The 17,993-nt window shown below is 53.9% G+C and carries 18 protein-coding genes; 10 read left to right on the forward strand and 8 right to left on the reverse strand.

What is annotated here, in order from left to right; all coding sequences use genetic code 11:
* Positions 1–198 (forward strand): hypothetical protein (locus tag FD19_RS09855; RefSeq protein ID WP_235804139.1); only part of this gene is annotated, 198 nt, incomplete at its 5' end.
* A 66-nt stretch (positions 199–264) separates the two neighbouring features.
* Here FD19_RS09855 and serS read toward each other — a convergent pair.
* Positions 265–1,548, reverse strand: coding sequence for a serine--tRNA ligase (gene serS / locus FD19_RS03640; RefSeq protein ID WP_054750202.1), 1,284 nt, complete (start codon positions 1,546–1,548; stop codon positions 265–267).
* A 517-nt stretch (positions 1,549–2,065) separates the two neighbouring features.
* Between serS and FD19_RS03645 the strand changes: the two genes are divergently transcribed.
* Positions 2,066–3,589, forward strand: coding sequence for a helix-turn-helix domain-containing protein (locus FD19_RS03645; RefSeq protein ID WP_054750198.1), 1,524 nt, complete (start codon positions 2,066–2,068; stop codon positions 3,587–3,589).
* Between the two features lie 54 nt (positions 3,590–3,643).
* On the opposite strand, the gene FD19_RS03650 is transcribed toward FD19_RS03645, so the two are convergent.
* The 4 genes from FD19_RS03650 to FD19_RS03665 form a co-directional block, all read right to left on the reverse strand.
* A complete protein-coding gene (locus FD19_RS03650) occupies positions 3,644–4,201 on the reverse strand; it encodes a hypothetical protein (protein WP_054750196.1) in 558 nt (185 codons plus the stop codon).
* Positions 4,202–4,366: 165 nt separating this feature from the next.
* Complete coding sequence (rpmG, locus tag FD19_RS03655; RefSeq protein ID WP_054650238.1) at positions 4,367–4,516, reverse strand: 50S ribosomal protein L33; 150 nt, start codon at positions 4,514–4,516, stop codon at positions 4,367–4,369.
* 58 nt (positions 4,517–4,574) lie between these two features.
* The gene (locus FD19_RS03660) at positions 4,575–5,468 is read right to left on the reverse strand and encodes an RluA family pseudouridine synthase (RefSeq protein WP_054750194.1); all 894 of its coding nucleotides are present in this window, start codon (positions 5,466–5,468) and stop codon (positions 4,575–4,577) included.
* 66 nt (positions 5,469–5,534) lie between these two features.
* Entirely contained in the window at positions 5,535–5,927 is a 393-nt protein-coding gene (locus FD19_RS03665) for a DUF1093 domain-containing protein (protein ID WP_054750192.1), read from the reverse strand.
* A 157-nt stretch (positions 5,928–6,084) separates the two neighbouring features.
* Here FD19_RS03665 and FD19_RS03670 point away from each other — a divergent pair, with 157 nt between their 5' ends.
* The 6 genes from FD19_RS03670 to FD19_RS03695 all read left to right on the forward strand — a co-directional run bounded on the left by FD19_RS03670 (position 6,085) and on the right by FD19_RS03695 (position 11,176).
* Positions 6,085–7,386: a Y-family DNA polymerase gene (locus tag FD19_RS03670; RefSeq protein WP_056969155.1), complete on the forward strand. Its 1,302-nt coding sequence runs from the start codon at positions 6,085–6,087 to the stop codon at positions 7,384–7,386.
* Positions 7,379–7,702, forward strand: coding sequence for an acetyl-CoA carboxylase (locus FD19_RS03675; RefSeq protein ID WP_156321873.1), 324 nt, complete (start codon positions 7,379–7,381; stop codon positions 7,700–7,702). The genes FD19_RS03670 and FD19_RS03675 overlap by 8 nt, the downstream gene beginning before the upstream one ends.
* A gap of 110 nt (positions 7,703–7,812) precedes the next feature.
* The gene (locus FD19_RS03680; protein WP_054750186.1) at positions 7,813–8,604 is read left to right on the forward strand and encodes a tyrosine-protein phosphatase; all 792 of its coding nucleotides are present in this window, start codon (positions 7,813–7,815) and stop codon (positions 8,602–8,604) included.
* Positions 8,605–8,654: 50 nt separating this feature from the next.
* Positions 8,655–9,020: a hypothetical protein gene (locus FD19_RS03685; RefSeq protein ID WP_054750184.1), complete on the forward strand. Its 366-nt coding sequence runs from the start codon at positions 8,655–8,657 to the stop codon at positions 9,018–9,020.
* Between the two features lie 91 nt (positions 9,021–9,111).
* Positions 9,112–9,660: a hypothetical protein gene (locus tag FD19_RS03690; RefSeq protein WP_054750182.1), complete on the forward strand. Its 549-nt coding sequence runs from the start codon at positions 9,112–9,114 to the stop codon at positions 9,658–9,660.
* Between the two features lie 127 nt (positions 9,661–9,787).
* Positions 9,788–11,176, forward strand: a complete 1,389-nt coding sequence (locus tag FD19_RS03695) for a hemolysin family protein (protein ID WP_056969156.1) — start codon at positions 9,788–9,790, stop codon at positions 11,174–11,176.
* 382 nt (positions 11,177–11,558) lie between these two features.
* Here the strand turns inward: FD19_RS03695 and FD19_RS03700 are convergent, their stop codons facing one another.
* Complete coding sequence (locus FD19_RS03700; protein WP_054750180.1) at positions 11,559–12,503, reverse strand: alpha/beta hydrolase; 945 nt, start codon at positions 12,501–12,503, stop codon at positions 11,559–11,561.
* 84 nt (positions 12,504–12,587) lie between these two features.
* On the opposite strand from FD19_RS03700, the gene FD19_RS03705 reads away from it, so the two are divergent.
* Complete coding sequence (locus tag FD19_RS03705; protein WP_056969157.1) at positions 12,588–13,031, forward strand: MarR family winged helix-turn-helix transcriptional regulator; 444 nt, start codon at positions 12,588–12,590, stop codon at positions 13,029–13,031.
* Between the two features lie 114 nt (positions 13,032–13,145).
* Here the strand turns inward: FD19_RS03705 and FD19_RS03710 are convergent, their stop codons facing one another.
* Both FD19_RS03710 and FD19_RS03715 read right to left on the reverse strand, forming a co-directional pair.
* Positions 13,146–14,336 (reverse strand): SAM-dependent methyltransferase, encoded by a 1,191-nt coding sequence (locus FD19_RS03710; RefSeq protein ID WP_054750175.1) that lies wholly within the window; start codon positions 14,334–14,336, stop codon positions 13,146–13,148.
* Positions 14,337–14,420: 84 nt separating this feature from the next.
* Positions 14,421–15,338: a proline iminopeptidase-family hydrolase gene (locus FD19_RS03715; RefSeq protein ID WP_054750173.1), complete on the reverse strand. Its 918-nt coding sequence runs from the start codon at positions 15,336–15,338 to the stop codon at positions 14,421–14,423.
* A gap of 247 nt (positions 15,339–15,585) precedes the next feature.
* On the opposite strand from FD19_RS03715, the gene FD19_RS03720 reads away from it, so the two are divergent.
* Entirely contained in the window at positions 15,586–17,934 is a 2,349-nt protein-coding gene (locus FD19_RS03720) for an HAD-IC family P-type ATPase (RefSeq protein ID WP_054750170.1), read from the forward strand.
* Positions 17,935–17,993: the final 59 nt, after the last annotated feature.

Here is a 17,993-nt window from a genome sequence, read left to right on the forward strand (position 1 = left end):
GGCAACTTAGATATCTTATCATCCGTTGTTGTTACTGTCAACACATTATTACGAATAAATATTCGACAACCTGCATCAGCAGTTCAGGAAACCACCGTCCAGGGCGCGACCGAAGTCGCTCGCCCTGAACAACATAAAATATCTTACCAGCCACCAGGCGGACCGTCAAGCACTCTTACGCACTTATTTGAACTTTAGCGCAAAGCCGAACGGGGAACTAAAAAAACAGATAATCATTCGATTATCTGCATAAAAGTGCCGCTTTTAATTTTCTTTTTCAATAATCGTTTGTCCACCCATGTACGGAACCAGCACATCGGGAATTGTCACCGTGCCATCTTCATTTTGATAATTTTCCAAAATGGCGGCCACCGTCCGCCCAACAGCCAATCCAGATCCATTTAAGGTGTGCACAAATTGCAGGCGACCCTGGTCATCACGGTACTGGATGTGCGCACGCCGTGCTTGGAAATCGGTACAGTTACTGCAGCTAGAAATTTCCCGGTAAGTATTTTGCGCAGGAATCCAAACTTCAAGGTCGTAGGTCTTCGCCGACGTGAAACTAGCATCGCCCGTCGCCAACGTAATGACGTGATACGGCAAGTTCAACTTTTGCAGCAAATCTTCCGCGTCGTGCGTCAAGTTTTCGAGTTCCTGCCAGGAATCTTCCGGCTTCGTCACCTTGACCATTTCCACCTTATTAAACTGGTGCATCCGAATCAAACCACGTGTGTCACGACCGGCACTGCCCGCCTCGGACCGAAACGCCGGCGTCAACGCCGTAACGTTAATCGGTAGCTGGTCCGCATCAACAACTGAATCACGATAGTAGTTGACCAGTGGTACTTCAGCGGTCGGAATTAACGTGAGGTCACTATCTTCGTTGGTAACCGTGTAGCTATCCCCCACAAACTTAGGGAACTGGCCCGTACCGAACATCGACTCATTGTTGACAAGGTATGGTGGCAAGACTTCCGTGTAACCTTCCTTGTTGTGTTCATCCAGGAAGAAGTTATACACCGCTCGTTCCAACCGGGCACCGGAACCACGGTAATACACAAACCGACTACCGGAGACCTTGGCGGCATTCTCAAAATCAAGGATGCCCAGATCTTCACCAATATCCCAGTGGGCCTTCGGGGTGAAACCAAAGTCTCGGATGTGGCCCCACTTACGTTCCTCACGGGCGTCATCCTCATTCAAGCTAGCTGGCGCCGAGTCATCAGGAATATTGGGCAACCGTACCAAGATGTAGTTAGCCTTCTCTTCCAACTCCGCCACGGCTTTGTCCTGAGCACTAATCTCTTGACCCACCTTGCGCATAGCAGCAATCTGCTCGTCAGCGTCTTCATGTTGCCGCTTCATCTGCGCGATGGCAGCCGAGACCCGGTTTCGTTCTGCCTTCAGTTCCTCAACTTTGGTAAGCGCCGTGCGCCGCTGCTGGTCATAAGACAACAACTCGTCAATCTCTTCTGCCTTGATACCGCGCTTAGCCAACTCCGACTTAGCCCAATCTGTTTTCTGCCGCAACAACTTAATATCTAGCATGTTCGTTCCTCCACGTTTACCATCACACCAACAGGTACAAATGTTCTTTCCCACAGGTACGACCTGCTAACATTGCATACCGCTCCAGTCGTCCTCACTCTTATTATAGAAAGAAACGCCTGCCTGGCCGATACCTTTGTATACAAAAAGCCCCTCGTTGATTGGGACGAAAGGCTTTTTCCGCGGTACCACCCAGATTCACTGATCACAGCGACCAGCACGCTCTGTACGGTTAACGGACGTATCCGTGTGGCTCTCACCACCCACTATCACGCTGGACCTAGCAATACGGACGTCACAGCACCTGTCCGCTCTCTGAATTGCCTATATGCGCTTAATCACGTGTTTGCTTATTGCACTTAAAGTACCGCAAACATCCTGAAATTTCAAGTCCTGGCCCCAACCGCCCGCCAAAGTGTGAACCTGAGGCGTAATGATAACACCCACCAAGCTTTTCTGATATAATTGCTGTTGTATAATCCGTGTCAACGAATCATTAATTGGGGGAAGTAAAGCCATGCTGTTTGAAGACGCCTTTCTAGAAAATGCAGACATCCAAAAGCTCCGCATGTTCCGCGTACTCAAGACCATGGACGCCTTTGGTTTTACCATCACCGACCTGGGTAACCACCTACATATTTCGTACCAGCAAAGTTACAATGTTTTTCAAGAACTGCTTAACGACCTCGAGACCATCACGGGTCGTTCCGGTCCCGCCGTCAAAAAGAACGTTCTGGCTGGTGACAACCTCCCTGTGACCATCGACCAATACCGTCTCTACCTATTACAGAGCTCCATTCAGTTTCAGTACCTCGACTACATTACGCAAAACCGCACTGCAAACACCGACCGCTTCTGCCAGGATCACTTCATTTCCCGTTCCACGCTGACTCGGAAAACCACTTTGCTACGGACATTGCTGGAAAACCATGGCCTCAAGCTGTCGTTCACCAAGCCAGGTATTACCGGCGCGGAACCAACCATCCGCCAGTTCCTGTATATTTTCTACTGGCTGAGTTTTCGCGGGGTGGAGTGGCCGTTTACTACTGTTCCTAAAGAACGTATTGCCGAACGCTACGCCCAGATCCAGGAGCCAGGTGTCAACACGGTCAGTCACCTCCACAACTTGCTGATGCTGGCCGTCAATGACCTCCGCATCAACCATGGGGACGCTCTCGGCGCTATGCCTACCCTTGAGCGGCTACACGGTGTCATCCCCCTGCTGGATACTAAATTAATTAGCCATCAGTGGTACCCGCGCCTCAGTACACGGCAGTTGGCCCGCGAAAATCACTTTTTCGTTTTCCAACGGCTCATAGAGTACAACTTTACCCAGGACTATCGGGTCTGGGCGCCTCTGTATGATGCCACAATGCGTAGCGACAACATCATCCACCGCTACATCGACCAGCTGGCTATCCGTCTGGAACAACACCAGCGGCCGGGTGCGGGGTTACGTTTCAAAGATGATCCGCTGTTAGTGACCAACATGGTACGCGTGGCCCTGGCCAACCTCTGCGGTGGCGCCTGCTTCCCTAGCATTACCAGTTTGGATGACCCCGAACAGGACTTGTACATGCATAGCAAGCTTTATCAAATGCTCTTGAGCGCCCAACCCCAAATTATGCAGGATCTAGGGGTGGCGGGCCGGTTCGGCGACCGCGCTTACCAACAAATAGCCACCCAACTGTGCTACCTGCTGGCGCCACACCTAGCCGACTTTGAATGGCACCAGCTGGTTAACTGCCGCATCCTGCTCACCAACAACGACTTCAATAGTCGCCGGCTCGCCACCTTTGTCGGCAACATGAGCTTTGTCCATATTATGCCGGAAACCGAGGCCGCCCAGCATCCGGCCGACCTCATCATTACCGGGGTGGACGACGCCAAATTATTCCAGCAACCAGGCCATACGCACCCGCGCGTCTTTGTGTGGAGCACCGACGTGAGCAGCTCGGACTTTTACCGTTTGTTCCTGACCGTCGAAGAACTGATGTTCAACAAGCTGGGCGTCAAGTTTTCCGCCCACCAGATTCTATAATTGCAACCAAAAATGGTCCCATTACCACACACCGGTAATGGGACCATTTAGCTATTAATCAGCTTGTACGGCTTTGTAAATCCTGCCAATACCGTGTTCCGCATCCATCACGGTCACGGTGAAACCAAACTTTTCAAAAATATGCTTAGTCTTGGCAAACTTGTCTCGATCGAAGGAACTAATGTTACCGTCTACGGATTGCACATCGAACTTTTTGATCAAGTTCATGAGCGCCGTCAACGCCAACTGTGCGAGGCCCAGGTTCTGGTAGTCAAAGAAGGCCAGCCGGCTCTCACTGCCTAACGTTTCCAGCACCGTGATGTGCACCGCGTGGTCCCAACCGTTCAACTCGAACAACAGCTGTGACTGGTAATCGGCTTTGGAGTGGCCATACTTATCGACGTTCTTGTACGGCGTGTAGACAAAGATGGACGCTGTTTTGTGCTTCTGGTCATCACGCTTGATGTCGGTATACACGATATACTGGGTTACACGTTGATCGCCATCGGACATCGGCTGATTCATGCTCGCCAATACCGTATATTGCGGGTTGCCTTCAATCATGGCTAACCGCTTTTGGTATAACTCCGTATATTCTGCCTGCGTGGTCATTATAATTCCCTCCATGTCGCTATTTACGTTCATTATACCATTCTTTCAGGATTTCTCGCGGCATTTTCGCAAACGGTACCATCGCTCCCCCGTTCAAACCATCCACCAGCCAAACAAAGAGCCGCCCGGAAATTGATCTGGACGGCCCTTGTTCGTAAGTATCAATTACTTAACTTCAGTGAAAACCACGCGCTTACGCAGCTTTGGAGAGTACTTCTTCAGCTGCAGTTTTTCTGGTGTGTTGCGCTTATTCTTAGAAGTCAGGTAGATACGTTCGCCGGTTTCGGCGCATGCGAGTAAAATGTTGTTCCGCATTTCGTTCACCTCATTGTGTTTTAGTAACTCATTAAGTTTACCGAATCCGGGGCAAAAGTCAAGTGGCCTGCCTTGACGAAGATGAAGTCATCTGACCCAGTCGCCGGTTAAAACTGTCTGGCACTGGTGCCTGTACGTCGATGTGTTGCCGCGTAAACGGATCGGTGAACGTGAGGCGTTGGGCGAGCAGCATTTGCCCGCCGTGTGCACGGGCACTGCCCCCATACAACGCATCCCCCACTAACGGATGCCCCAAGTACGCCATGTGTACCCGAATCTGGTGGGTCCGGCCGGTCCGAAGTACGCAACGAACCATTGTTGCTCGTTGTCCGCGACGAACCACCCGATAATCCGTACGGGCATACTGGCCGTCCACGTCTACCCGCCGATGAATGCCGTCATCGGCCCGCCCGAGCGGCACCTCGACGCGGCCCCAATTTTGGATCAGCACACCGTCGACCACCGCCAAATACTCTTTGTGCACCACCTGATCCACACCCGCGCGGTCCAAGCGGGCCTGCGCTAGCGGGTGCTTAGCAATCAAGACGACGCCCATGGTATCGCGGTCCAACCGCGTAATGATTGCCGGCTGGACGGCCCCGTAGCCTTGCTGCACAAGGTACCCCGCCGCCATGTTCAACAGACTTGCACCCGGATGACTCGGCCCCGGCACGCTCGCACAATTCGCCGGCTTATTGACCACCAGCCAGTTGGCATCCTCATACAGCACATCCAACTGACCAGGCGCTGGCGCAACGGGCTTATCGGTAGGCAGCGTAAACGTTACTTGATCTCCAGTCACCAGGGGAATATTGCCTACGGGGCGATCGCCCACGATAATGGCGTGCGCCGTCACCAGTCGTTTAAACAACCGGTGACTCACCCCGAAACGGTCCAGGAGGCGCTTAGTGGTTGTGGCCGCCGTCGCGGTGACCCGAAACGTAAATTCCATGTCTGTCTTCCTCCCGTTCACTGCCCTATTTTAACATGGGTAATCACCGACCCCACACTATTACCACTATTTAAGTTGTGCGCGTACCTTAGCCGGAATCTTCTGCCAGCCGACACTGAAGGGACCCTTCGTGACCCGCGTTTTGCTGACCTCTGCCTTCACGTAACTGCCCGGCTTGAAGGGAGTGGGATGTACCCCGGATTGTTCAAAGGCAACCGTGCGCTTTTGTCCGTCTACCATCACCCACTTAAAGGTGTGATTATATGAATACTCTTGGCGTCCCTGGCTATCAGTGATCTTTTTGCCGTCACTGCCCCGCGTAATCGTCTTGCGTGGTGTGGGTGGTACCACCGCGTACGCCGTCTGCGCCCGATAAACGTTTAAGTACTCGCTGAGCCCGACCGCACCGGCACCGCCAATAATCACTACGGCAATGACCGCCCAGATGATCTTCTTCATATTGCGCTCCTCCATTTTTGTGCTACGTAATCAACCATGTTTATTATCACTAAGAACGGGGCCCACCACACTGGACCTGAGACCGATTTGCACAACTTTTTTTGCTTGCCTCTACGAACACATGTTCGTATAATGAAGAGCAAAGGGGGCGTAACTCTTGGATTACCAATACGAACCACACGGCGTCTTTTTTCTGATTGATAGCCGCTCCTTTTATGCCTCGGCCGAGTGCGTTGTCCGTGACCTGCATCCCCTCAAAACTGCCCTCGTCGTCATGTCAGAACAGGAAAACACCAATGGTGGGCTAATTTTAGCAACATCGCCCCGCGCCAAAGAGGAGTTCCACCTGCAAGCCAACGTATCCCGCCAGCGCGACCTCCCGCAAAGCGAAGATTTGATCGTCGTGCCCCCACGGATGAACATGTACATTCAAAAGAATCTCCAAATCAACCAAATTTTTCAGCGGTATGTGGCTCCCGCCGATATTTGGCCATACTCCATCGATGAATCAATTCTCAACCTGACCCATTCCTGGCGCCTCTTTGGCCCCAACCCGTGGGCCGTCGCACGGCAAATCCAACGTACCATTCATGATGAAACCGGCATTTATACAGCCGTGGGGATCGGCAACAACCCGCTCCAAGCCAAAATTGCGCTCGATATTTACGCCAAGCACCAGTACGACTTAATTGCGGAGATCAACTACCAGAACATTCCCCAGCAGCTGTGGACCATCACCAACATGGAGGACGTCTGGAGTATCGGCAAACGAACGGCGAACCACTTACGCCGCATCGGCATTAATAATATGTGGGAACTGGCACACGCCAATCCGTACGCCCTGCGCGCCGAATTTGGCCTGATTGGCGAGCAACTCTACGCCCTGGCGTGGGGTATCGACCGCGCCCACCCCGGACAGGTGGAACCAATCAAATCACCGAGTATCAGCAATTCTCAAGTACTACCACGGGACTATATCCATCGGGACGAAATTCGCCTGGTCGTCAAAGAAATTGGTGAGCAAGTGGCCGCCCGGTTGCGCCACCGCCACTTACTGTGCCACAAGGTCAGCCTGGGCATCGGCTTTAACTATGCAACTGCTACGGCCACCAACCGCGGCGGTTTCGGGGCGGAGATCACCGTCAGTGCCACTAACAGTAACCACGCCATTGCGGCGGCCCTTCTGCGCATCTTTGACCACTACTGGGACGGTGAAGGAGTCCGCAACATTGCCGTTAGTTGCGGCCAATTGGGACCGGATAACGGCCAACAACTCGAGTTATTCCAACCAGTAAAACAACAAATTCAGGACTACACGCTGGAACGCACGGTCGATGCCATCCGCTCACGTTTTGGGTTTACCGCGCTCGTTTACGCTAAAAGCAAGCTGACCGGAGGCACGGCCATTAACCGCGCCAATCTGGTCGGCGGACACAATGGGGGTAATAGTTATGAGTAAAGATGGCGACATTATTAACGCGCGGATCGATCAACTCTTCCTTCGGCGCAGTCATACCCGCTACTGGATCACGCTAGTTGATGACCGCTATAACCACAGCTACAACTTCTTCTTCAACATCATTCCGCAAAAACAGCGGCACCGGTCCATCCCGCTGCACTCGTTGCCTAGTGGTGACCTAGCTCGCCTTGAAGCTACCCTGACGGCGATTCGCCACCACACCCAACTCAGTATTGAAATTCGCGGTTTTCAAGGGTTAAGGTGGCCGAGTGATGGGAACCTCATCCAAAAACGCCGCCGTGCAGACGAGGCCTAGTCACCCCACAAACTTAATTAGGTCGTCACGCACAATTATATTTGGCCTGCCCGCCAACACGTTGTAAACTAGAGCTAGTACAAAAAACAGTCATGAAGGGCGGCGCTTGCATGCAACCAAACCTACTTAACATTCATCATGGTTTTAATTTTCGCGACCTAGGCGGTTACACCACCACCGATGGTCGGCGTATCCGTAGCCACCGGTTGGTGCGCTCCGGCAAACTGGACCAACTGTCTGATCGGGACGTCCACTTTCTCGGGGAATACGGCGTGCGCCACGACGTCGACTTCCGGTCCCCAGACGAACAAACTAAAGCTCCGGACCGGCCATTGCCAGCGGCACACTACCACTCCTTACCAGTGTTCATCACCGACCAGACCCAGGTGTCTAAAACCTGGGAGGAAGAGCAGGCGGAGTTTTCACAAGACCCACGGGGTGGGTTCAAAAACATGGTGATAACCTACCGTAATTTGGTGATGCAAAAACCGGCCCAGCACGCTTACCAGGAATTCTTCCGGATCCTCCTAACGAGTCCGGACCACGTTACGTTGTTCCACTGCACCGCCGGCAAGGACCGCACCGGGATGGGTGCTGTATACCTACTCAGCGCCCTAGGGGTAGACGCCCACACCATTCGGGCCGATTACCTGGCGGCCAATCAGTTCATCCAGACACCACTAGATGACATCATGCAGGAAACACGGGCGCACGGCGGTAACGCTAACCTATTGCAAAGTATCCACGACCTATGGACGGTGCACGGGGCCTTCTTGGACAGCGCCCTCAACACCATCCAGTCGGAATACGGCAGTATGGACGTCTACCTGCACGACGTTATCGGGCTATCTAATTCAGACCGGCGTGACCTTCAAGAGTTGTACCTGGAAGATGCCAGCTGAAGCCGTCACTATGATTACGCTATTAACTAACACAGCGGGAAGGAATAAGTATGAAACTATACCAAGGACTTACACAAGTAACCGTCAACGACGCAATGATTGACGACGCTCCTAACTTTGATATCACCACCGATTTGGTGGCCCCATTGCACTACACGCCCAGCGAACTGTACCACTACATCGACTCGGTGTTGCGACCAGGCAGTCGCCACGACGAAAACAACCTGCGTTACGTCACTGACGCGCCCTTCATCGCGGAAAACTACGACTTTAAAGCCTTTCCGCCTGACACAAACGTCACGACCTTCGAAGGTAAAATGAAGGTGGCCCGGGCCCTGGTCGATGACCTCAACCGGCACGTTTCCATTAACGTGGATACTGCCAGCCACCATTTTGTCATTATTTTCGTGGATTAATAGCCACCGTCTGTTTGGGCCTGAACACTCCCATGGAGCTTCACGGCCCAATTTGTTTATTAACAGCTTACACACAGGAAAGTGAAACCTCATGAATCAGAAACACAGTCAACACCAGTATCCCGCCATGCGCAACCGGGTTTTACCGAAGCGGCCCACCAGCGGCCTCACTGCCCCTACCGCCATCGAGACTGCCGTCATTAAAACCGCACCCAGTCTGCGTAACAAACGGGTCGCCGTCATTAACGCGACCACACCCTGGCTGACTCAATACGCAGTCAACGCCGGGGCGGATGCAGTCATCGGCATCAGTCAGCATCGCCACCAGATTGACACAGCCCGCCACCAAGCGGATAGTGCGCAACTGCGCTACCAGTTATTGCCACCTAACCGCTGGGCCCTGCTGGGGGGCACCTACGATATTTTGGTTGCCCGCGTCACCAGCAACACTGAACTGACCGGTGCCGCGGCGGCCAGCGGCATTATCGACGCCAAGCATGGTTGTGTCATCATCATCAATGAGGGCCTCAACGTGGCAACTATCCGCCGGGTACTGACCGATCCCCTCGAATGTAACGGCCGGGCCTGGAACAACACCCAGACTACGGGTTCACTGTTAGCATTCCGGCCGCAACGGTGACCAGATAACGGCTAGCGCCGTAATTAAACTAATAATTGAGCTGTTTTTATAACTTAATAGAACGTCAACACTTAATTCATGATAGAATAGTGCCAGTTTACCAAAATAAGAAATGGGGAATGAACATATGGATAGTGGCCAAGTCGCCGCGAATTTACTGGTGATGGTCGTTACCTTCGTCTTCGCGGCGTTTTTCGTTGCGAGTGAGTTTGCGTTGGTACAAAGTCGTCCCAGCGCGCTGGAGGAATTATTACAAAGTGGTCAGGGCAACAAGCGGCGCCTGACCCGCGCCCTAAAGATGGTGCACAACCTCAACGAGTACCTCTCGACCACGCAGGTCGGGGTCTCACTGGCGGGCATCATTGTTGGTTGGATCGGTGAGGAAACCGTTGAGTTCCTACTGATCGACCTCATGGGGTTGGTACACCTTCAATTACCTGAAGGTGGCCTCCGTGCGGTCGGGGCGGTGCTTGGTGTCATCATCCTGACCTACTTTGAAGTGGTCCTGACCGAAATCGTGCCCAAAAATATCGCCATCGACTTTTCCATTAAGGTGCTCATGTTTGTGGTCACACCGCTGCACTACTTCCACATCCTCTTCTACCCGTTCGTCTGGTTACTAAACAAGTCGTCCGTCGGAATCGTCAAAATGATGGGGATCAAACCCGCCGACGAAAGCAACGAAGCCTTCTCACAGGCGGAAATCCTGAATCTTAGTAAAAACGCAATTACAACCGGTGACATGGACAAAAACGACGTGGTCTACATGGAACGCGCGTTTGACCTGAACGATAAGACCGCCCGCGACATCATGGTTGACCGTACCCGGCTGATCGTCGTGGACGTCACCGACACGGTACACGACGTCTTGCGGCTGTACCTCAAAGAAGGTTTCAGTCGCTTCCCCGTCGTAGCCAATGGTGACAAGGATAAAATTCTCGGTTACGTGTACGTGTATGACTTGATTCGGCAATCACTGGCGGACGACAGCATCACAATGTCCAAAGTCTTGCGGGCCATCGTCACCGTACCAGAATCAACACCCATCCATGACATTCTGCAACAAATGATTCGGCGTCAAGCCCCGATTGTGGTGGTGGCCGACGAATACGGTGGTACGAGCGGGATTGTCACGGACAAAGATATTTACGAGGAACTGTTCGGCACCGTTAAGGATGAAATCGACGACGTGTCTGATGAATACATCCTGGCCACCGACCAGGACAACGTTTACAAGGTTAGTGGTAAGACCACGATGTACGACTTTGAGCGTTTCTTCCACACCGACATCCCCGACTTTGAAAACTCCGACGTTGTAACGGTTGGTGGATCCATCATTGAACTGTACCCGAACCTCAAACAAAACGACGAGGTCGAGCTGGGGCGGTTCACCTTCAAGGTCATTGATTACGACCCTGGTTTCTTCGACTGGTTTGAAGTGACCGACCATGATCCGGACGGTACCAAAGCCGCCGCGGCATCAGCGGCGGCCGCCGATGCCGACGAAGCTGATTAATCAAGTACGTACCCAAACGGCCCCGAGCAATGACTCGAGGCTTTTTTGTTGGGTGAATCGCGAGCCTGCTGGCGCCTCCCGACGCGGCAACACTGCCCCGCAATTACGCACGGCACTATTGGACCACACACCAAAGCAGCCGGCATCTTGTCCACAAATACCCAAGTGCAGGCATAAATAAACCCCGGACAAACCAATAATTGGTCCGTCCGGGGTTATTTGACGTCAAAATGTTTAGTTGACCAACCACATTAATGCGCCCTGCGAATGTTCTTTGCACTCCCTGCCTGGCCAGCACCTTGTGACGGCCGTTTTACTCCAAAAACGTACAGGTCGCAACCGTTGCACGCCTACAATATAGATGGAGTGAACCGGATAGGCATCATTGCAGGTATCGGTGTAAGAATTTCAGTACGTGCCGGCGATAGGCAACGGGATGGGTGGCCAGGCTCTTCGCGTGGGCGGCGCCTGGCACCACCCACAGCTGCTTGGGTCCCTTGGCGGCCCGGTAGTTCGCGTACACCATCCGTGTCGGCACAAAGTTGTCCTTGTTGCCGTGAATGAACAGCATTGGTCGATGGTTGTGTGCCAATGTGGCACTAGTCCGGGCGGCAGCAAAGTTGTTGTGGGTAATCAGGCTGGCCGTCGCGATGACCCCGGGTACCAGCGGCCACCGCGGTAGGTGATACATCGACTTGGCCTTTGCGGCTAACTCATCGCTAATACTCGTGTAGCCACAATCCTCAATGAAGGCCTTGACCTGGTGTGGTAGCTTGAGTCCCGCCGTGTACATGGTGGTGGCCCCACCCATGGAAACCCCGAACATGGCAATCTTGCTGCTCTGCCCGTCACGGGCAATCACCTGCTTGATCCACCGGCGGTAGTCAAGGCGGTCGGGCCAACCGTAACCAATATAATTACCATCAGATTGGCCGTGACCCCGGTCGTCGGGTGCCAACACGTTATAGCCCGCTGCATGGAACATGCGAATATAGCTGGCCATATCCTCCTTGGTGTTCATATAGCCGTGCGCAACCACCACCGTTTTGTTCGTATGGTGTGCGGCGGGCACGTAGTCGGCTACCAACTGCCAGCTGCGGTGACCCGTCGCCGTTTCGTGCCAGGTCTGCTTGTGGACGCGTTGTAACCACGCTTTGTCCACCCGCTCCTGCCGGGTATCCCCACTACCAAGAAAACTCTTCTTGCTAGGCACAAACGCGTAATTATAGAAGTACAGGCACGCAGCACAGTAGGCGGCGAGGATGAACACAATCAGGCCACCTAACCACCAACAGAGTCGTTTGTGTCGTTTAAACCATTGCTTCATTGCTAAGTTCCTCCATCTTTGCCACCGTCGTTAACGCCGTGACGGCCACAAAGTGTGGCGCCACTCACTTTAGGAGGCATCATTATGAACACTGATCAAGCTATGACCGCCTTCATCGACAGTTACTTTCACGCCGTGAAGGGATTCACGGCAGCACTACAAGCGGCGGTCAGTCCCTACAAAATTTCGTTTGAACAATATCAAATCATGCGGGATATCGCGACGGGGCGGATCGAGACCCTGACGGACATCGTCAAGCTCCGGGGCGTCACCAAACCAGCAATTGCCCGCCAAATTGGTTCGTTGCTCCGGCTGGGCTACGTGCAGCAAAAAACCGCGCAGGCTGATCACCGGCGGCGGCTCCTCGCCCTCACCCACACGGGCGCTAACGTGGAACAAACCATCACGACCAGTGCGCGCCGGCGGTTTCAAGCCATCACGCGCCACATGGGTGCCACACCCCTCGCCGAGCTAACGACCTTACTGGGCCAACTCAACGCCGCGCTAGAAGCGACCGCATCCGCATAAGTACGTTACCATTATCCCGCAAGCCACCCGTGACAGACAATGTCCAGGTGTAACGGATACGCCAACCGCAAAAAAACGGGCCCCACGGCCCGTTTTTTGTACCACTCTTTGTGATTACTGTTCGTGCGCGTAAATGTATTCACGCGTCATTGGCAAAGTCTTACCCGATGGTCCCTTCGAAACCAGGTACTGGATCACGTCAATGTTACCCGATTCAAAGGAAGCAGCGGCGGCCTGCAGGTACAAATCCCACATCCGGACGAATTCCTTGCCCATCTTGGCACGAACCTCACCACGCTTGGCGTTGAAGTTCTCGTCCCAAATTTCGGTAGTCTTCTGGTAGTGACGGCGCAACGGCTCAAGGTCGTTCAGCTGCAAACCAGCATCCACAAAGTGCTGAGTCATTTCCGTCAAACCAGGAATGTACCCACCGGGGAAAATGTACTTAGTCAACCACGCGTTAGTCGCGCCACCTTGCTGCCGGGTGATACCGTGGATCAAAGCCACACCGTTATCCGTAAGCAAGTCCGCAACCTTCTGCGTGTATAGACCCAAGTTTTCCTGACCCACGTGTTCGAACATCCCCACGGAGGTCACGTAATCAAACTTCCGGTCCAACTCACGGTAGTCTTCCAGGATGACTTCCGCCACGTCTTCGAGACCTTGGTCCTTAATCTGCTGCTGAACGTACTTGTACTGTTCCTTGCTGAGCGTGATCCCAGCAACCTTCAATCCGTACTCCTTGGCCGCCGTCAGCATCAACGTACCCCAGCCACAACCGATATCCAATAGGGTTTTGCCCGCTTGTGGGTGCAACTTGTTGATGATGTGGTGGACCTTGTTGATTTGTGCTTGTTCCAGCGTGTCCGTGTCGTGTTCAAAGTAGGCACAGGAGTACGTCATCGTGGGGTCCAGCCAAGCCTTGTAAAAGTCATTACTGATGTCGTAGTGGCTCTGCACATCCTGCTTACTCTTGGACTTGGTGTGCGACTGCTTGGGCAGGAACTTGATGAACTTCTTGTTCCGCATGAAGCTGCCCGCACTCTCATACGCCGCAGTCAACACTTGCTGAATTGGACGCTCGCTCGTCCCGGTCACGTCAATGTCGCCGGCCATGTAGGCCTCGCCCAACGCCAGGGACGCGTTTTTGGAAAGTTCCTTTAATGAAATGGCCTTTTTGATATCGATGGTTGCCTGGGCGGCGCCATCACCGTAGGTCTCACTAGTACCATCCCAGTAGTTTACCGTCACCGGAATGTTAAACGAGTGGGCAAACATTGTCTGGTACAATTTCTTCTCTAACATAGGATCCTCCGTTTAACAAAATTACTAACTAGTATACAGCAGTACATAACATAATGCACACGCAAGCGCTTTCGTCAACCGCCATTAATCGTCAAAGTGACCCGTGTGCACGTCGGTCAGGTACTCGCCCAAACCGGCAAAGTAGTCATCGGGGTTGTCCAACATTTGCCCGTGGCCCGCATGCGGCGTGATGTGCAACCGGGCGTGCTGGGCTTCCGCCGCCATCCGTGAAGCAGCACCCAGTGGCATGGTCTCGTGCCCACCAAAGGTCAGGTACATTGGCACGTTGATCTTCTGAATGTACCCGCGCCGATCCCAGTTCTTCAGCGCTCCCACCATAACAAACTCGTTGTCGCCCTGGAAATAATTGTATACCGGCGTGGCCAACGTGTTGATCAGGTGCCGCGGCTGGGGATCACTCGCGTGGTGCAGATACTGCTCCCCGAGCTGGGCAACCAGTTCCTGGTAATGCGCATCGCTAAAGTCATGGCGGGCTTCCACATCGTGCATGTAGGCCACCTCGTCAGCACTAAACATTGACTCACGAATCTGGTTGACACTGTCGATGTATTCCTCGAGGTTATCGATCATGGAACTCAAAATCACGCCGGCCAGGTGCTCACCGTACTTGAGTGCATACTCGATGGCAAGCACGCCACCCCAGGACTGTCCGAGTAAGAAGAAGTGCTCGAGGCCGAGTTGCTGGCGGACCTCTTCAACTTCGTCAACGTAATATTCAATGTTGAAGAAACGCTTGCGGTTCTCCGGGTCATTAAAATCGGGTTGGTCTGAGAAGAATGAACCCAGCTGGTCATACCGACTGACCCGGACGTGATAAGGTGCCAGTCGCTCAGCAAAGTTTTCAAACACTTCATTGGTACCACCAGGACCACCGTGCAGGCACAAGAGTTGAATATCGCCCTCACCCTGGGTCTGGGTCCAAAGGTGGTAACCGTTACTTAACGTGATAAAGCGCGTTCCGTTAGGATTTGTTTTCGGCATGATTTTTCTCCTTCGTCTATAGCGTTACTACCATTATCGCACTCACCGCCACAAAGTTTAAGCTACCTGGACTATATGGTGGACCAGCCTACTCGAGTCGGGTGGACAGCGGTTTGGTGAGTCATTCCCCGATGACCATCTTTTCCGAAGTTTGTGTGAAGTCCGCCCCCAGTCTGACGACAATCCTCTAAGGAATCGTTACAATAAGAACAAAGTAACCGTAATCTGACTGATTCGAGGCGAGACCATGCGAACTGACCCCAAAATTGGATTAAAACAGAGCTACGTTGATGCGCAAATCGCCGCGGGCGCCCATAACGTGGAACAAGCCCCGCTGACCCGCACCGTGGGGCAAATTGTCGCCGGCAACACCTTGACCCTCTTCAATTTGATCAACGTCGTCATCGCCGCCTTCATTATCACCACGGGTTCGTACAGTAACCTGCTCTTTCTCGGTGTTGCCATCGTGAACACCGCCATCGGGACCTTCCAGGAAATTCGCGCCAAACACCAGCTGGATTCCCTGACCATCATCAGCGCCCCGCAAGCAACGGTCGTCCGTGACGGCCACGTCACCACCATCCCCGCTGATCAGTTAGTGGTGGGTGACGCCCTACAACTGCACCGTGGTGACCAGGTACCCGTTGACGGTGTCGTGTTGACCCATGGTGGCCTCGAGGTCGACGAAAGTGCGCTGACTGGGGAACCAAACAATATCGTCAAGCAACCGGATGATGCCGTACTCTCAGGAAGCTTCATCGTTGCCGGCAGTGCCACCGTCATGGTCACCAAAGTCGCGGGGGACACCTTTGCCGCTCGCCTCGCCGCCACTGCTAAAGCTGAACGTCCCAACAAAGATAGCAGTAGCCAGCTCCTCAACACCATTAACCGCATCATCAAGGTGCTGACCTACGTCCTCATTCCGTTGGGATTAGCCCTCTTCACCGTCTCGATGATCCGGCGAGGGGCGTACAACCGGGCCATCTTGACCACTAGTGCTGCAGTCATTGGCATGATTCCCGAAGGCCTGGTGCTCATGACTAACGTCGCGCTGGCAGTAGGCGCCCGCAACCTCGGCCAGCGCCGCGTCTTGGTACGCTCCCTCACCGCCATCGAGGCGTTAGCGCGCGTCGATACCATCTGTCTTGACAAGACGGGGACCATCACGACCGGCCGTCTCAAAGTCAACCAGGTAGTGCCAGCGCCGGGTCACGATGAAGACGACTTGGCCACCGCTGTTAGTGCCGTCACCTTCGCCTTAAACGACGACAACGAAACCGCCCTTGCCATTAAGGAATACTACCCGCAGCCACCCCAGTGGGCGGTCACGCACACGGTACCGTTTAGTTCAGCCCGCAAGTGGTCTGGCGCCACCTTCAGTGATGGCGTGAGCTACTTTATGGGTGCCCCCGAATTCACCTTTGGCAACCAACTCGACACGACCGCCACCACAGCCATTGATAAAGCCGCCACGGCAGGACTGCGCATGCTCGCGGTGGGTCGAACCACGGGTGCGTTAACCACCCCACTCATCCACCCCGAGCTCATCGGTTTTGTCCTCATCGCCGACGAAATCCGGCCAGCCGCGGCGGAAACCTTCGCTTACTTTGCCGGCCAAGATGTGCAACTCAAAGTGATTTCTGGGGATAACCCCGTGACCGTAGCCAGCGTTGCCCGGCGTGCCGGCATTGCGGGTACTGACCGGTTGATCAACATGAGTACCGTCGGCAATACACCCGACTACGCCGCCCTAGTGCGGGATTACAACGTCTTTGGCCGCGTCACCCCTGACCAGAAGCAGCACCTCATCGCCGCTTACCAGGCAGCCGGGCACACCGTCGCCATGACCGGTGACGGCGTCAACGACGTCCTGGCCCTACGCCAATCTGACTGTGCCATCGCCATGGCGAGCGGCAGTGAGGCGGCGAGTGCCATTGCCGATTTTGTGCTTCTCGACGCCAACTTTGACGCCATGACCGGCGTGTTGAATGAAGGCCGGCGCGTCATTAACAACATTGAAAGTGTCGCCTCGCTGTTCCTCATCAAAACCATGTACTCCGTGGCGCTCATCATCATCTTTATCTTCCTGAACGCCGACTACCCGATCATCCCCATCAACCTGACCCCCGTGTCGGCGGTCACGGTCGCCATCCCGTCGTTCTTCCTGTCACTGGAACCCAACTTTGCGCGGGTGACCGGTCAGTTTATGAAGAAGGTCATGACCTTTGCGGCCCCGGCCGCGACGGAAGTCGTCCTGTACACCCTGCTGATGACCTGGCTGGAGTCCTTCTTACACCTTTCGTTCTACGCGACCGGTACCATCGTCGCGTTGCTGATTACCTGCGTGTGCTACAACGTGCTGTTTCGCGTCTCGCGTCCCTTTAACCGGCTCAAAGTGGGCATGCTGGCCCTAATTGCCGTGGTCATGTTCGGTGTCTTCTTTGTCACCAACCGCGCCTTCTCGTTGGTCTCGCTGTGGCACTGGCAGTTGCTACTACTTTACGCGCCCCTAGCTGTATCCACGTACCCGGTCTACATCATCCTGCAGGAATTCCTGGGCCGCCGCGTACTCGGACGGATCAACTGGCGGTCGTAACGCCGCGCGGTCGAACCGCCCGATACTGTTATAATGGGTGGTAGGTAATGATTAGAAAG

This window comes from Lacticaseibacillus thailandensis DSM 22698 = JCM 13996, assembly GCF_001436135.1.
Classification (GTDB): Bacteria; Bacillota; Bacilli; order Lactobacillales; family Lactobacillaceae; genus Lacticaseibacillus; species Lacticaseibacillus thailandensis.

Bases quoted from the DNA above. Each gene is read 5' to 3' on its own strand.
- serS (WP_054750202.1), bottom strand. From the start codon at position 1,548: ATGCTAGATATTAAGTTGTTGCGGCAGAAAACAGATTGGGCTAAGTCG.
- FD19_RS03645 (WP_054750198.1), top strand. From the start codon at position 2,066: ATGCTGTTTGAAGACGCCTTTCTAGAAAATGCAGACATCCAAAAGCTC.
- FD19_RS03650 (WP_054750196.1), bottom strand. From the start codon at position 4,201: ATGACCACGCAGGCAGAATATACGGAGTTATACCAAAAGCGGTTAGCC.
- rpmG (WP_054650238.1), bottom strand. From the start codon at position 4,516: ATGCGGAACAACATTTTACTCGCATGCGCCGAAACCGGCGAACGTATC.
- FD19_RS03660 (WP_054750194.1), bottom strand. From the start codon at position 5,468: ATGGAATTTACGTTTCGGGTCACCGCGACGGCGGCCACAACCACTAAG.
- FD19_RS03665 (WP_054750192.1), bottom strand. From the start codon at position 5,927: ATGAAGAAGATCATCTGGGCGGTCATTGCCGTAGTGATTATTGGCGGT.
- FD19_RS03675 (WP_156321873.1), top strand. From the start codon at position 7,379: ATGAGTAAAGATGGCGACATTATTAACGCGCGGATCGATCAACTCTTC.
- FD19_RS03680 (WP_054750186.1), top strand. From the start codon at position 7,813: ATGCAACCAAACCTACTTAACATTCATCATGGTTTTAATTTTCGCGAC.
- FD19_RS03685 (WP_054750184.1), top strand. From the start codon at position 8,655: ATGAAACTATACCAAGGACTTACACAAGTAACCGTCAACGACGCAATG.
- FD19_RS03690 (WP_054750182.1), top strand. From the start codon at position 9,112: ATGAATCAGAAACACAGTCAACACCAGTATCCCGCCATGCGCAACCGG.
- FD19_RS03695 (WP_056969156.1), top strand. From the start codon at position 9,788: ATGGATAGTGGCCAAGTCGCCGCGAATTTACTGGTGATGGTCGTTACC.
- FD19_RS03700 (WP_054750180.1), bottom strand. From the start codon at position 12,503: ATGAAGCAATGGTTTAAACGACACAAACGACTCTGTTGGTGGTTAGGT.
- FD19_RS03705 (WP_056969157.1), top strand. From the start codon at position 12,588: ATGAACACTGATCAAGCTATGACCGCCTTCATCGACAGTTACTTTCAC.
- FD19_RS03710 (WP_054750175.1), bottom strand. From the start codon at position 14,336: ATGTTAGAGAAGAAATTGTACCAGACAATGTTTGCCCACTCGTTTAAC.
- FD19_RS03715 (WP_054750173.1), bottom strand. From the start codon at position 15,338: ATGCCGAAAACAAATCCTAACGGAACGCGCTTTATCACGTTAAGTAAC.
- FD19_RS03720 (WP_054750170.1), top strand. From the start codon at position 15,586: ATGCGAACTGACCCCAAAATTGGATTAAAACAGAGCTACGTTGATGCG.